Source organism: Micromonospora sp. NBC_01412 (assembly GCF_045040215.1).
Taxonomy (GTDB): Bacteria; Actinomycetota; Actinomycetes; order Mycobacteriales; family Micromonosporaceae; genus Micromonospora; species Micromonospora rubida.
This window is the reverse complement of record NZ_CP109528.1, coordinates 5,514,479-5,528,915: the sequence shown is the minus strand read 5'-3', so window position 1 is coordinate 5,528,915 and position 14,437 is coordinate 5,514,479. Positions and strand designations below refer to the sequence as shown.

The window sequence follows — 14,437 nt, the reverse complement described above, 5'->3', positions numbered from 1 at the left end:
CGCCGCTGACCGGGTGACGGGTGCGCCGGTGGTGGGATGCCGCCGGCGCACCCTTGGGTCCGCCCGGCGTGCCGGGGTCGACACGCCGCCGCTTGTGCCGCACCGGGAAACGGCATAGAGCGGAAATCGGAAACATCACATGAAAGCCTCCCAAGGCTGATAGAAACACGATTCGGCCTATTCGCCGCCGAGTCCTGGGAGGTCGGAACGTGAACGTTCGCCGGGAGCTGGCAACACCACGGGGATCGGGAACCGCCCGGTGAGCGGGCGTCCCCCGCCCGCCCAACTGCGGGTCAAGCGCGCCGTCGACGTGCTGCTGGCGCTGGCCATGCTGGTGCTCACCGCGCCGGTCGTGGCGGTCGCCGCGCTGCTCGTGGCGGCCCAGTTCGGCCCGCCCGTGTGCTTCAGCCAGGTCCGGACCGGCCGGCACGGGCGGCGGTTCCGGATCTACAAGCTGCGGACGATGTCCGACGAGCGCGACGCCGACGGCGCCCTGCTGCCCGACGGGGTCCGCTGCCGGGGGGTCGGGCCCGTCCTGCGTCGACTCAGCATCGACGAGCTGCCCCAGCTCTGGAACGTCCTGCGCGGGGACCTCAGCCTGGTCGGCCCGCGGCCCCTGCTCCCCCGCTACGACCCCTGGTACACCGACCAGGAGCGGCGCCGCTTCCTCATGCCGCCCGGGCTGACCGGCCTGCAACAGATCGGCGGGCGCAACACCCTCGCCTGGGACGACCGGCTCGCCCTGGACACCCGCTACGTCGACGAGTGGTCGCTGCGGCTGGACCTGTGGATCCTGGTCCGCACGGTCGGGAAGGTGCTGCGGGGCACCGGCGTCGTCCTCGACCCGTCCGCGCACATGCCGGACCTCGACCAGGAGCGGCAGCTCACGTGCCTGCCGTCCTGACCGCCGCCGGGGTCACCGCCGAGGTCACCGCCCTCGACGGGCCCACCGACCCGGCGCTGGGCCCGGTCACCCGGCTGCTGGCCGAGGCGATCCCGGCCGACTGCGCGGGCCTGGTGCCGTACCACGCGCCCGGGTACGCCGCGTTCCTGTCCGCCGCGCTGGCCCCTCCGGCCGGCTCCCGCACCGTCCTGCTGCGCTGCGTGCGCGACGGCACGGACGTGCTGGCCGTGGCTGACTGGCGGTGGCTCGGGCGGCAGCTGCTGCTCAACGGGGTCGCGGTGGCCCAGGGGGTGCGGGGCTCGGGCCTGGGCGGCGCCCTGCTGGCCGACGGCCTGCGGCTGGCCCGCCGGCTGCGGTGCGCCGCGCTGGCCCTGGACGTGTCGCGCGACAACGCCGGTGCCCGGCGGCTGTACCGGCGCTTCGGCTTCGCCTGCCGGTCGCACAGCTCCTGGGCCGAGGTGCCGATCGGCGCGGGAGCCGGCCCCGGGCTCCGCTTCGCCGACTGGCCGGCCTTCGCCGCCCACCGCGCCGCCTACGGCTTCGGCGACCTGCGGGTGCTCACCGCCGCCGGCCCGGTGACCGTCCGGGCGGTCGGCACGACGCTGCGGGTGCCCGCCGGCCCGGAGGCCGGCGGGCTCGCCTCGGCGCTCGCCGGGCCGCTCGGCGCCACCCGGGCCTGGGCCGTCCGGGACGGGCGGGACGCCGAGGGCTTCGCCCGGTTCACCAGGATGCTGCGGCCCGTCACGCCCGGCTGAGCACCGCCGACACCAGCTCCCGCGCCTCCTGCTGGATCCGGGCCAGGTGGTCGGGGCCCTGGAAGGACTCGGCGTAGATCTTGTAGACGTCCTCGGTGCCGGAGGGCCGGGCGGCGAACCAGCCGGACGCGGTGGTCACCTTGAGCCCGCCGATCGCCGCGCCGTTGCCCGGGGCGGTGGTCAGCGTCGCGGTGATCGGCTCGCCGGCCAGCTCGGTCGCGGTCACCTGGTCCGGGGAGAGCTTGGCGAGCACCGCCTTCTCCTGCCGGCTCGCCGGGGCGTCGATCCGGGCGTACGCGGGGGCGCCGAACCGCTCGGCCAGCTCGGTCCAGTGCTGGCTAGGCGTCTTCTGCGTGGTCGCGATGATCTCCGAGGCGAGCAGGCAGAGCAGGATGCCGTCCTTGTCGGTGGTCCAGGTGCTGCCGTCGCGACGCAGGAACGAGGCCCCGGCACTCTCCTCGCCGCCGAAGCCGACGGACCCGTCGAGCAGGCCCGGCACGAACCACTTGAAGCCCACCGGCACCTCCAGCAGCGGCCGGCCCAGGTCGGCGGCGACCCGGTCGATCATCGAGGAGGAGACCAGGGTCTTGCCGACGGCGGCGTTCGGGCCCCAGTTCGACCGGGTGCGGAACAGGTGGCCGATCGCCACCGCCAGGAAGTGGTTGGGGTTCATCAGGCCGCCGTCGGGGGTGACGATGCCGTGCCGGTCGGCGTCGGCGTCGTTGCCGGTGGAGACCTGGTAGTCGGCGCGGGCGGCGATCAGGGACGCCATCGCGTTCGGCGACGAGCAGTCCATCCTGATCTTGCCGTCGCCGTCGAGGGTCATGAAGCGCCACGTCGGGTCGACCGTCGGGTTGATCACCGTGAGGTCGAGGCGGTGCCGCTGCGCGATCTCCCCCCAGTACGCCACGCTGGCCCCGCCGAGCGGGTCGGCGCCGATGCGCACCCCGGCGTCCCGGACGGCGTCGAGGTCGACCACGGCGGGCAGGTCGTCGACGTAGCGGGCGAGGAAGTCGTACTCACCGGTGGTGTCGGCGGCGCGGGCCCGCGCGTACGGGATGCGCTTCACCTCCTTGAGCCCGGCGGCGAGGATCGCGTTCGCCCGGTCCTGGATCCACTTCGTGACGTCCGTGTCCGCCGGACCGCCGTTGGTCGGGTTGTACTTGAACCCGCCGTCGTCGGGCGGGTTGTGCGACGGGGTGATCACGATGCCGTCGGCCAGGCCGGAGGAGCGGCCCCGGTTGTGGGCGAGGATGGCGTGCGACACCGCCGGGGTGGGGGTGTAGCCGTCGCGGCTGTCCAGCAGCACGGTGACCCCGTTGGCGGCGAGCACCTCCAGGGCGTCGACGGCCGCCGGGGCGGACAGCGCGTGGGTGTCCCGGCCGAGGAAGAGCGGGCCGTCGAGGCCCTGCTCCCGGCGGTAATCGCAGAGCGCCTGGGTGACGGCGAGGATGTGGTCGGAGTTGAACGCGTTGCGCAGGCTCGACCCCCGGTGCCCGGAGGTGCCGAAGGACACCTGCTGCGTCGGGTCGTCCGGATCGGGGTGCTCGGCGTAGTAGGCGGTGACCAGCCGGGGCACGTCGACCAGGTCGGCGGGCTCGGCGGGCTGACCGGCACGGGGGTGGGCCACTGCGCAACCTCCAGGGACGGGACGGACGCTGACTCTTTCCCGGAGAGGGCCGGGGTCACACGTGACTCAGGGCTCGACCCGCTGGCCCTTGCCGATCACCACGATCCCGTTGTCGGAGACGGTGTAGCGCTGCCGGTCCTTCTCCAGGTCGACACCGATCTCGGCCCCCTCGGGGACGACGACGTTCTTGTCCAGGATGGCGCGGCGGACCACGGCGTGCCGGCCGATCTCGACCCCCTCCATCAGCACCGCGCCGTCGACGTGCGCCCAGGAGTGCACCTTCACCTTCGGCGAGACGATCGAGTTCTCCACCAGGCCGCCGGAGATCACCGCGCCGGGCGAGACCATCGACGCCACGGCCCGGCCGACCCGCTCGCCCCACTGGTGGACGAACTTCGCCGGCGGGTACGGCGGCTGCTCGGTGTAGATGGGCCACTCGAAGTTGTAGAGGTTGAACACCGGGTGCACGTTGATCAGGTCCATGTGCGCGTCGTAGAACGAGTCGAGCGTCCCCACGTCCCGCCAGTAGCCGAGGTCGCGGTCGGTGCTGCCGGGCACCTCGTTGTCGCGGAAGTCGTAGACGTTCGCCTCGCCCCGTTCGACCATCATCGGGATGATGCTGCCGCCCATGTCGTGCTTGCTGGTCTTGTCCTCCGCGTCCCGCTCGACGGCCTCCAGGAGGACCTTCGTGGTGAACACGTAGTTGCCCATCGAGGCGTAGATCTGGTCCGGCGCGTCGGGCAGCCCGGCCGCGTCGGTGGGCTTCTCGCGGAACGCCCGGATGCGCCGGCCGTCCTCGCCGACCTCGATCACGCCGAACTGGTCGGCCGTCGACAGCGGCTGGCGGATGCCCGCGACGGTCACCCCGGCGCCCGAGGCGATGTGGTCGTCCACCATCTGCCGGGGGTCCATCCGGTAGATGTGGTCGGCGCCGAAGACGATCACGTAGTCCGGCTGCTCGTCGTGGACCAGGTTGAAGCTCTGGTAGATGGCGTCGGCCGAGCCGGCGAACCACCACGGCCCGCGCCGCTGCTGCGCCGGCACCGGCGTGACGTAGTTGCCGAGCAGCGTCGACATCCGCCACGTCTTGGTGATGTGCCGGTCCAGTGAGTGGGACTTGTACTGGGTCAGCACGACGATCTTGAGGAAGCCGGCGTTGGCGAGGTTGGACAGGACGAAGTCGACCATGCGATACATCCCGCCGAACGGGACGGCCGGTTTGGCCCGGTCCGTGGTGAGCGGCATCAGGCGCTTGCCTTCCCCACCGGCCAGGACGATCGCGAGCACCTTGTCAGCCATGACCAGACGCTAACCACCCGCCCGCCACTTCACCACTCGGACGGACCGACTTCTGCACTAGGGTGCGGGCATGACCGCCTCCGCCCCGGCCACGGCAGCACTCCGCGTCGATCTGCTCACCCGCGAATACCCGCCGGAGGTGTACGGCGGGGCCGGGGTGCACGTCGAGTACCTCGCCCGGGAGCTGCGCAGACTCGCCGACGTGCGGGTGCACTGCTTCGGCGCGGCGCGCACCGAGCCGGGCGTCACCGCGTACGCCGAACCGGCCGGCCTGGCCGGTGCGAACGCCGCGCTGCGCACCATGGGCATCGACCTGGAGATGGCCGCCGGGTGCGCCGGCGCCGACGTGGTGCACAGCCACACCTGGTACGCGAACCTCGCCGGGCACACCGCGAAGCTGCTGCACGGCGTCCCGCACGTGGTCACCGCGCACAGCCTGGAGCCGCTGCGGCCGTGGAAGGCCGAGCAGCTCGGCGGCGGCTACGCGCTGTCCTCCTGGTGCGAGCGCACGGCGTACGAGGCGGCCGACGCGATCGTCGCGGTGAGCGCGGGGATGCGGGCGGACGTGCTGGCGGCGTACCCGGCGGTGGACCCGGACCGGGTGCGGGTGGTCCACAACGGCATCGACACCGTCCAGTACGCCCCGGACACCGGCACCGACGTGGTGGACCGGCTCGGCATCGACCCGACCCGCCCGAGCGTGGTGTACGTGGGGCGGATCACCCGGCAGAAGGGGCTGCCCTACCTGCTGCGGGCGGCCCGGGAACTACCCGCCGACACCCAGCTCGTGCTGCTCGCCGGGGCCCCCGACACCCCCGAGCTCGCCGCCGAGGTGGAGGGCCTGGTGGCCGAGCTGCGGGCGAACCGGTCCGGAGTGGTCTGGGTGGCCGAGATGCTGCCCAAGCACGAGGTGATCCAGGTGCTCACCCACGCCACGGCCTTCGTCTGCCCCTCGGTCTACGAGCCGATGGGCATCGTCAACCTGGAGGCGATGGCCTGCGAGACCGCAGTGGTGGCCACCGCCACCGGCGGCATCCCCGAGGTCGTCGCCGACGGCGAGACCGGGCTGCTCGTGCCCATCGACCAGGCCACCGACGGCTCCGGCCGGCCGCTGGACCCGGCGCGTTTCGTGGCCGACCTGGCGGCGGCGATCAACGAGGTGCTGGCCGACCCGGCCCGCACCGCAGAGTTCGGCCGGGCCGGCCGGCGTCGCGCCGTCGCCCACTTCTCCTGGGACGCCATCGCCACCCGCACGATCGAGCTGTACCGCTCGCTCCTGGTGTAGGCAGGAGGTGTTCACTCGTCACCGAGCAGGCCCATCAGGTCGTCCGTCGACATGCCCTCCACCTCCCGGGCACCGTCTCGTCCGCACATGCGCAAAACCACGCGCCGCCCACGGATCTCGGCGTCACTGACGCGCACGATGCGCAGCGCGCCGCCTTCCTCGATCACGTCGACCTCGTCGCCCTCGTGCAGGTTGTGCCGGGCGCGCAGCTCCGGTCTGGGGGGCCTGGCGTGGGTGCCGCTCCACGGTAGGTATGCCTCCCGGTGCCTATGGAGCTGAGTCGGATACGACATCAGCCACGTTCGGCGCGCCCGGCGACCGTGAGCGACGACCCGACGGGGCGGTGGGTAACGCGACGGCGGTGGCCCGATCGGCAGTGATGACGTAAACGACTCAGCTCCAAAGGCACCGCCCCACAGCATCGACCGCCCCGCCCACAGCTCGGAGGGGGGCCACCAACGACGGGGTACGCAGTCGAAGGTGGGCGCTCACCAGAAGGCTCACGCATCGTGACTCCTCGGATTTCCAGGGTTGCGGGAATGCCGGGCGAGGCGAAGGAATCGGTGGAATCAATGCCTCGCCCGGCGGGGCGCACCGTCGCCGAACGGAGAGCGCCACCGCCATCACGTTAAGTCTCATTGGCTAAAGTCAATGAAGAGGTTGAACAGAATGAGGTGCCGTGGTCGAATCGGGCTGCCGAACGGAGACAGCACCCATGACCATCCCGATGGGCTATCGGAAGATAGCCGCCGACCTGCACGCCCGCATCCAACAGGGCGAGTACCCGCCGGAGACGAGGCTGCCCACGTACGCCGAACTGGCGCAGCTCTACTCCGCGAGTGTCTCCACCGTCCAGCGGGCGGTGATGCTGCTCCAGACCCAGGGCATCATCGTCGGCGTGCAGGGCGCCGGCCTCTACGTCGCGGCGACACCGCCCGCCTAGACCGGCGCAACAACGTCGTCCCCGCCGATCCCCGCTCTCCGGCCAACACGTCGACACGGGGCCACGCCGCGTCGCGCTCGGTGCGATTCTGGCCGGGCTGACGAGAGGTGGTCGACCATGCCGCGCAAGCCTGTGTACGAGCAACTCATCGATGACGTCACCGCGTCGATCCGGAGCGGCACACTCAGGCCTGGTGACAAGCTACCGACGATCGCCGAACTCGCCCGCCAGTACAGTTCGTCCGCCAGCCCGATCAGGTTGGCCTTGCGGATCCTGGACGAGCGGGGCTGGATCGAGGTGTACCAGCAAGGGCTCGTTCGTGGCACCGGAGCCGCCCGCCTGAGCCCTTGCCGCGCCGACGTTGCGCCCCGCCTGACACCGCCCTCGCCCGTCAGGCTGCTACCCGACTGACCATGATCGTCTGTTGTTTTCGGAGATTTTGGTCGGCGTGTCGTCTCCTTGAACTGCAAACGATCATGGCGGGACGCCTCAAGCGGGAACCTGGTCCTTGACATCGTCGTAGCCGACCCTCGCGGGTGCGGCGGTCGGCGAGTAGTTCACGCGGATCACGCCCGTCGGGAACGCCTCCGTCGCCACCACCCGCAGGTGGTACGGCACGTCGCCGTCGTCGAAGAGCTTGCGTCCCTTACGCGCCGCCACCGGATGCACCAGCAGGCGCAGCTCGTCGACCAGCCCTGCGGCGAGCAGTTGCTGCACGACGGAGATCGACCCGGGGATGAGGATGCCCCTGATGCCGGTGTCGGCCTTGAGAACGGTGACGGCGTCGACGAGATCGCCCTGGATCAGCTCCGAGTTCCGCCAGGAGAACTCCGGCCGCTGGCGCGAGACGACCACCTTGCGCATGTCTCCGAGCTGCTTGGCGAACTCCGCGTCGTCCCCGCCCGCGGCCTCGCGGCCGGGCCAGGCTCCGGCGAAGCTGTCGTAGGTCTCGCGGCCGATGAGCAGCACGTCGGCGGTGTCGTAGTCCTCGCCGACGGCGCGGCCCATGTTCTCGTCGAAGTACGGGAGGTGCCAGTCGGAGTCGATCTCGGCAACCCCGTCAGCCGAGATGAACAGCGTGGAGACAACCTTGGCCATCGCCATGATCCTTTCGAGTCTGTCAGCAGTGACAGGTGCGCCGGACGCAGTCGAAGCGCGCCGCGAGCAGATCGTCGCGGTGGACGGTCCAGCCGTACCACGTCCGGGTACGACATGGCCGCATCCTCGCGTACCCGTCCGACAGTCTCGCCGGCCGGCGTCACGCCGCAGGCCGGCTTTCGGGCCGAAGCGACCACCACGCGCCAGCATCCGGCGAGACTGAACGGGCCGGGTCCGACCGGCTGCTGGCACAGGGGGAAGGAACCGACATGGGCACGTACGCGGTGACGGGGGCCGCCTCGGGCATGGGCAGAGCCGCCGCCGAGCGGCTGCGCGGCGACGGGCACACCGTCGTCGGCGTGGACCTGCGGGACGTCGAGGTCATCGCCGACCTGTCCACGCCGACGGGGCGCTCGGCGGCGGCGGCCGAGGTGCTGGAGCGCGTCGGGGGCCGGCTCGACGGCGCGGTCTGCGCTGCCGGGCTCGGTGGCATCCCGGGGCGGGACCGCATGGTGCAGCAGGTCAACTTCTTCGGCGTCGTGGATCTGCTCGAAGCGTGGCGGCCCGCGCTGGCCGCAGCAGGCAACAGCAAGGTCGTGGTGTTCGGCTCGAACTCCACGACGCTGACCCCGATGGTGCCGGAGGGCGCCGTACGGGCCCTGCTCGCCCGGAACCCCGACAAGGCGCTGCGTGTGGTGGGGCGCTTCGGCAAACGCTCGGCGCCCTTCGCGTACGCCAGCTCGAAGATGGCGGTGACGCGGTGGGCTCGCCGCAGCGCGATCTCGCCGGAGTGGGCCGGCGCCGGCATCCGGGTCAACGTCCTCGCCCCCGGCATCATCGCCACACCGCTGCTCGACGAGCAGATCGCCCGGGGCGAGAAGGAGTCGGTCGAGCAGTTGGCCGTGCCGATCGGCGGACGCGGCAAACCGGCGGACGTCGGCGAATGGGTGGCGTTCATGCTGTCGCCGGCCGCCGACTTCCTCTGCGGCTCGGTGATCTTCCTGGACGGCGGCTCCGACGCCTACTTCCGCACCGACGACTGGCCCGCCTCCACCGGCCCGGCCGGAGTGATCCGCTACCTGCGGCGCGCCAAGAAGTGGCGGGCCCGGCACTGACCCGGCTACCCGTCCGGCGGGCAGCGGAGCCGAAGGAGCGCTCAGCCGCGCGCGAGACGATCTCGCACAGTAGGTTGGCGGGGTGACTGGACGGTTTCCGATCGAAGACGTCTCCCCCGTCGTCGCCTGCGGTCGCTACCCGGCCAAGGCGGTGGTCGGCGAGGCGGTGCCGGTGTCCGCCCGCGCCTACCGGGAGGGGCACGACGCGCTGGGCTGCAACGTGGTCTGGCTCGGCCCCGACGGGCGGGCCCGGCCGTTCATCCGGATGCGCCCCGGCGAGCCCGGCCAGGACCGCTGGCACGCCACCATCCGCCCGGACGCCGTCGGCGCGTGGACCTTCGCCGTCGAGGCGTTCCAGGATCCGTACCTGACCTGGCAGAACGCGGTGACCAAGAAGGTCGCCGCCGGTCAGGGCGCGGCCGATCTGGCCAACGACCTCGCCGAGGGCGTACGCGTACTGACCGCGGCCCTGGACCTCGTGCCGGCCGGCGACGCCGACCGGGTGACGGCGGCGGTGGCCGCGCTGGGCGACGAGCGGCTGGACCTGCCCCGGCGGGTCGCCCCGGCCCTGGGCCTGGCCGACCTGCTCTGGGCGCACCCGGTGCGCGAGCTGGTCACCACCGGCGAGGAGCACCGGCTCTGGGTGGACCGCCCCCGGGCGCTCTTCTCCTCCTGGTACGAGTTCTTCCCCCGCTCCGAGGGTGCGGTCCCGGCCACGGTCGACGCCCCGGCCCGCTCCGGCACGTTCGTCACGGCGAGGGACCGGCTGCCCGGGGTGGCGGCGATGGGCTTCGACGTGCTCTACCTGCCGCCGATCCACCCGATCGGCCGGGTCAACCGCAAGGGCCCCAACAACACGCTCACCGCCGGGCCGGACGACGTCGGCTCGCCGTGGGCGATCGGCGCTGCCGAGGGCGGCCACGACGCCATCCACCCCGACCTGGGTACGCCGGAGGACTTCCGCGGCTTCGTCGCCGCCGCCGCCGAGCAGGGCCTGGAGGTGGCGATGGACCTGGCGTTGCAGTGCGCCCCGGACCACCCGTGGGTGACCGAGCACCCGGAGTGGTTCACCACCCGCGCCGACGGCAGCATCGCGTACGCGGAGAACCCGCCGAAGAAGTACCAGGACATCTACCCGGTGAACTTCGACAACGACCCGGAGGGCATCCGGGCGGAGATCCTGCGGGTGGTGCTGCACTGGATGGGCGAGGGCATCCGGATCTTCCGGGTGGACAACCCGCACACCAAGCCGTTCGACTTCTGGCACTGGCTGATCGCCGAGGTCAAAAAGGTCGACCCGGACGTGCTGTTCCTCGCCGAGGCGTTCACCCGGCCGGCGATCATGCACGGGCTCGGCAAGATCGGCTTCACCCAGTCGTACACCTATTTCACCTGGCGCACGACGCCGGCCGAGATGCGGGAGTACTGCGAGGAACTGGTCGCCTCGGCCGACCACATGCGGCCGAACTTCTGGCCGAACACCCCGGACATCCTGCACGAGACGTTGCAGCACGGCGGCCCGCCGATGTTCAAGATCCGGGCGGTGCTGGCCAGCCTGCTCTCCCCCTCCTGGGGCATGTACGCCGGCTACGAGCTGTTCGAGCACGTGGCCCGCCCCGGCGCGGAGGAATACCTCGACAACGAGAAGTTCGAGCTGCGCCCCCGGGACTGGGCGGACGCGCAGGCGCAGGGGCGCTCGCTGGCCCCGTTCGTCGCCACCCTCAACCGGGTCCGGCGCGACAACCCGGCCCTGCACCGGCTGCGCAACCTGGTCTTCCACGACATCGACAACCCGGCGCTGCTGTGCTGGTCCAAGCACGACCCGGACACCGGCAACGCGGTGATCGTGGTCTGCTCGTTCGACTCGCAGGCCGTGCAGTGGGGCAACACCACCCTCGACATGCCGGCGCTGGGCCTCGACTGGCACGAGCGGTTCACCGTGCACGACGAGCTGACCGGCGCCAGCTACGACTGGGGGCAGCACAACGCGGTACGGCTCGACCCGTACCTGCAACCCGCGCACGTGTTCACGGTGCGCCGCCCGGTCCCGCCCCCGGTGGAGCCGGCCGCGCCGGCCGCGCCCGACCTGACCGTGCAGGACGTGCCCTCCGAACTCTCCGGGGGCACCGCCCCCACCGCTGCGGCTGACAAGGACGACGCACGATGGACCAGCTGATCGCAGGCGCGGCGCACGACCCGCACGCCGTGCTCGGCGCGCACCCCGCCGACGGGCGCACCACCATCCGCACCCTGCGCCGGGGCGCTCAGGCGGTGACCGTGCTCGTCGGCGACGAGCGGCACCCGGCGACCCGGGTGCACGACGCGGGCGTCTTCGAGGCCGTCCTGCCCAGTGAGGTGCTCGACTACCGGGTCGAGGTCGACGGCGCGGTGCACGACGACCCGTACCGTCACCCGCCCACCCTCGGTGAGCTGGACCTGCACCTGATCGGTGAGGGGCGGCACGAGCGGCTGTGGGAGGCGCTCGGCGCCCGGGTGCGCGCCGGGGGCGTGGCGTTCGCCGTGTGGGCGCCCAACGCGCGCGGCGTGCGGGTGATCGGCGACTTCACCGGCTGGGGCCCCGACGACGGCTGGCCGATGCGCTCGCTCGGCTCCAGCGGGGTGTGGGAGATCTTCGTCCCCGACGCGCCCGAGGGCGCGCGGTACAAGTACCGGATCCTCGGCGCCGACGGGCACTGGCGGGACAAGGCCGACCCCCTGGCCGCGTACGCGGAGGTGCCGCCGGCCACCGCGTCGGTGGTGCACCGCTCGACGTACGAGTGGAACGACGCCGACTGGCTGGCGCGACGCGCGCGGCGACAGCCGCACCAGGAGCCGATGAGCGTGTACGAGGTGCACCTCGGCTCGTGGCGGCCCGGCCTCGGCTACCGGGAACTGGCCGAACAGCTCACCGCGTACGTCACCGAGTTGGGCTTCACCCACGTGGAGTTCATGCCGGTGATGGAACACCCGTTCGGCGGCTCCTGGGGCTACCAGGTCACCGGCTACTACGCGCCGACGTCCCGGTTCGGCAACCCCGACGACTTCCGGCACCTCGTCGACACCCTGCACGCCGCCGGGATCGGGGTGCTCCTGGACTGGGTGCCGGCGCACTTCCCCAAGGACGAGTGGGCCCTGGCCCGGTTCGACGGCACTCCCCTGTACGAGCACCCCGACCCGCGCCGGGGCGAGCACCCCGACTGGGGCACGTACGTCTTCGACTTCGGCCGTCGGGAGGTACGCAACTTCCTGGTCGCCAACGCGCTGTACTGGTGCGACGAGTTCCACGTCGACGGGCTGCGGGTCGACGCCGTCGCCTCGATGCTCTACCTGGACTACTCCCGCCCCGAGGGCCAATGGCTGCCCAACGAGCACGGCGGCCGGGAGAACCTGGAGGCGATCGCCCTCATGCAGGAGGTCAACGCCACCGTCTACAAGCACCACGCCGGCGTCGTGATGATCGCCGAGGAGTCCACCGCCTGGCCGGGCGTGACCCGGCCGACCGCCGACGGCGGGCTCGGATTCGGGTTCAAGTGGAACATGGGCTGGATGCACGACACCCTGCTCTACACCTCGAAGGACCCGATCCACCGGCAGCACCACCACCACCAGCTCACCTTCTCCCTGGCATACGCGTGGAGCGAGAACTACGTGCTGCCGATCAGCCACGACGAGGTGGTGCACGGCAAGGGCTCGCTCGCCGCCAAGATGCCCGGGGACGCCTGGCAGCGGCTGGCCAACGTCCGGGTGCTGCTGGCGTACATGTGGGCGCACCCGGGCAAGCAGCTCCTCTTCATGGGATGCGAGCTGGCCGACGACCGGGAGTGGAGCGAGGAACGCGGCCTCGACTGGTACCTGCTGCACGACCCGGCGCGGGCCGGCGTGCAGCGCCTCGTCGGCGACCTGAACCGGGTCTACCGGGACACCCCCGCGCTGTGGGCGCAGGACACCGAGCCGGCCGGGTTCCGCTGGATCGCCGGGGACGACGTCACCCACAACACGGTGTCGTTCGTCCGGATCGCCCCCGACGGGGCGACGCTGGTCTGCGTGGCGAACTTCTCCGCCCTGCCGCTGGAGGACTACCGGATCGGCCTGCCCGCCTCCGGCACCTGGACGGAGGTGCTCAACACCGACGCCCACCACTACGGCGGGTCCGGGGTCGGCAACATGGGCGAGGTGCACGCGCAGGACGTGCCGTGGCACGGGCTGCCGGCGTCGGTGGCGCTGCGGGTGCCGCCGCTGGGCGCGCTCTGGCTACGCCGGGACTGAGCCGGGCTCAGTCGGGATTCGCCCCACCACCGGTCAGCCGCCGCAGGCGTTCCTCCGCGGGGCTCACGGGCTTTCTCGCCTCCCGGCGGCGCAGCCAGGCGTAGTACCGCGGGACACCGACCACTGCCCGGACCAGGTAGAAGCCGACGCCGATGATCATTAGAAGATTCAGCGTGATCCGCACCATGCCCAGGATCGTCACGGCGAGCGCCCAAACGCCGGGTACGGGCCGGCCGTACCGGCAGTCGCTGTTCCCCTTCCGGTAGCAGACCTCACGAAATTCGATCGGCTCTCCCCGGTCATCCGGGGTGACGATCGAGTGCTCGACCACGGTGTCGACCTCGCGGCCGTCGTGGGTTCGGACGGTCACCTCGCAGTGCCACCAGTAGCCGAGGCCGTCGAGGCGACAATGCGGCGATCGAGGCGACCACTACCGCGAACTGCGTCAGCCGGCCCCAGAATTGGCCGCGCCGCTCGTACGCGACGATCTGCTCGCGTTGCACCGCCGCCATCTCATCCGGACCCGCGCCGTTCAACTGGGCGCACCCCCCTTCTCGGCCTCGATCAGCGGTCGACAGGGGCCATCCCGAACAGCAAGAGTTCGGCTGTGACATCGGCCAGCCGGGTCAGCTGGTCAGTGCAAGCACACCGCAGAGCACCACCACGACCACGACCGCGACGATGTTCATCGTCATGACCGCGGAATACCCGGTGGACTTCTGTTCGCCGGGGGTGCCGAGCGATCCCTTGGCGAAGGTGATGGTGGGCGCGACGTACTCGAGATCGATCTCTTCGCCCTGACCGACGACAAGATCGAGCCTGGCCCGCCCGGCCCTCCGGGGAAGGATGTACGGCACCCAGACCTCGATCTGATGACTCCCGGGCGTGACCGGCAGGGTGTGCTGCCCCCACCCGCTCGCTTGGGGAACAACCGTGCCGTCGAGCCGCACGACAGGCTTGGTGGTGCGATAGAGAAAGGTGGCCTCGGGGTGACCGAGAGTCAGTGACACGGTAGTTCGTGCGCCGTCGCCGCCGGAGTTACCCATGTGGAATGTCCTCGCCGTGCGAAACCTGGCCGGGCTGACTGCCTCGTCCATCGGTCCTCTCCGGAGGGAAGAGGTAGCCGTGCGCCTGAACGTACA

At 71.6% G+C, this 14,437-nt stretch carries 13 protein-coding genes and 1 pseudogene; 8 read left to right on the top strand and 6 right to left on the bottom strand.

The annotated features are described in order from the left end of the window. The first annotated feature begins 259 nt into the window (after nt 1-259). On the top strand, nt 260-904 hold the full coding sequence (locus OG617_RS24400) for a sugar transferase (protein ID WP_405095302.1): 645 nt from the start codon (nt 260-262) through the stop codon (nt 902-904). Beyond that, nucleotides 889-1,659: a GNAT family N-acetyltransferase gene (locus tag OG617_RS24395; RefSeq protein ID WP_405095301.1), complete on the top strand. Its 771-nt coding sequence runs from the start codon at nt 889-891 to the stop codon at nt 1,657-1,659. Before OG617_RS24400 ends, OG617_RS24395 begins: the two co-directional genes overlap by 16 nt. Here the strand turns inward: OG617_RS24395 and pgm are convergent. Continuing rightward, nucleotides 1,646-3,289 carry a phosphoglucomutase (alpha-D-glucose-1,6-bisphosphate-dependent) gene (gene pgm / locus OG617_RS24390; protein WP_405095300.1) on the bottom strand — a complete coding sequence of 548 codons (1,644 nt, stop codon included), beginning with the start codon at nt 3,287-3,289 and terminating at the stop codon, nt 1,646-1,648. The genes OG617_RS24395 and pgm overlap by 14 nt on opposite strands. Before the next feature lie 66 nt (nt 3,290-3,355). Further along, nucleotides 3,356-4,588: a glucose-1-phosphate adenylyltransferase gene (gene glgC / locus OG617_RS24385; protein ID WP_405095298.1), complete on the bottom strand. Its 1,233-nt coding sequence runs from the start codon at nt 4,586-4,588 to the stop codon at nt 3,356-3,358. A 70-nt stretch (nt 4,589-4,658) separates the two neighbouring features. Between glgC and glgA the strand changes: the two genes are divergently transcribed. Further along, complete coding sequence (gene glgA / locus OG617_RS24380; protein ID WP_405095297.1) at nt 4,659-5,873, top strand: glycogen synthase; 1,215 nt, start codon at nt 4,659-4,661, stop codon at nt 5,871-5,873. Between the two features lie 11 nt (nt 5,874-5,884). Here glgA and OG617_RS24375 read toward each other — a convergent pair whose 3' ends face one another. Then, nucleotides 5,885-6,166, bottom strand: a complete 282-nt coding sequence (locus OG617_RS24375; RefSeq protein WP_405095296.1) for an AbrB/MazE/SpoVT family DNA-binding domain-containing protein — start codon at nt 6,164-6,166, stop codon at nt 5,885-5,887. Nucleotides 6,167-6,588: 422 nt separating this feature from the next. On the opposite strand from OG617_RS24375, the gene OG617_RS24370 reads away from it, so the two are divergent. Together OG617_RS24370 and OG617_RS24365 are read left to right on the top strand one after the other, a co-directional pair. Beyond that, nucleotides 6,589-6,816, top strand: coding sequence for a GntR family transcriptional regulator (locus tag OG617_RS24370; protein ID WP_405095295.1), 228 nt, complete (start codon nt 6,589-6,591; stop codon nt 6,814-6,816). A 117-nt stretch (nt 6,817-6,933) separates the two neighbouring features. Continuing rightward, nucleotides 6,934-7,227, top strand: coding sequence for a winged helix-turn-helix domain-containing protein (locus OG617_RS24365; protein ID WP_405095294.1), 294 nt, complete (start codon nt 6,934-6,936; stop codon nt 7,225-7,227). A gap of 78 nt (nt 7,228-7,305) precedes the next feature. On the opposite strand, the gene OG617_RS24360 is transcribed toward OG617_RS24365, so the two are convergent. Then, entirely contained in the window at nt 7,306-7,914 is a 609-nt protein-coding gene (locus OG617_RS24360; protein WP_405095293.1) for a dihydrofolate reductase family protein, read from the bottom strand. 269 nt (nt 7,915-8,183) lie between these two features. On the opposite strand from OG617_RS24360, the gene OG617_RS24355 reads away from it, so the two are divergent. From OG617_RS24355 to glgB, 3 genes are all read left to right on the top strand, one after another. Continuing rightward, nucleotides 8,184-9,029: an SDR family oxidoreductase gene (locus OG617_RS24355; RefSeq protein WP_405095291.1), complete on the top strand. Its 846-nt coding sequence runs from the start codon at nt 8,184-8,186 to the stop codon at nt 9,027-9,029. Between the two features lie 82 nt (nt 9,030-9,111). After that, nucleotides 9,112-11,205, top strand: coding sequence for a maltotransferase domain-containing protein (locus tag OG617_RS24350; protein WP_405095290.1), 2,094 nt, complete (start codon nt 9,112-9,114; stop codon nt 11,203-11,205). Continuing rightward, complete coding sequence (gene glgB / locus OG617_RS24345; RefSeq protein ID WP_405095289.1) at nt 11,193-13,295, top strand: 1,4-alpha-glucan branching protein GlgB; 2,103 nt, start codon at nt 11,193-11,195, stop codon at nt 13,293-13,295. Before OG617_RS24350 ends, glgB begins: the two co-directional genes overlap by 13 nt. Nucleotides 13,296-13,302: 7 nt before the next feature. Here glgB and OG617_RS24340 read toward each other — a convergent pair. Both OG617_RS24340 and OG617_RS24335 read right to left on the bottom strand, forming a co-directional pair. Beyond that, nucleotides 13,303-13,686: pseudogene (locus OG617_RS24340) on the bottom strand (DUF6346 domain-containing protein); the annotation flags it as partial. 235 nt (nt 13,687-13,921) lie between these two features. After that, nucleotides 13,922-14,392: a hypothetical protein gene (locus OG617_RS24335; RefSeq protein WP_405095288.1), complete on the bottom strand. Its 471-nt coding sequence runs from the start codon at nt 14,390-14,392 to the stop codon at nt 13,922-13,924. Nucleotides 14,393-14,437: the final 45 nt, after the last annotated feature.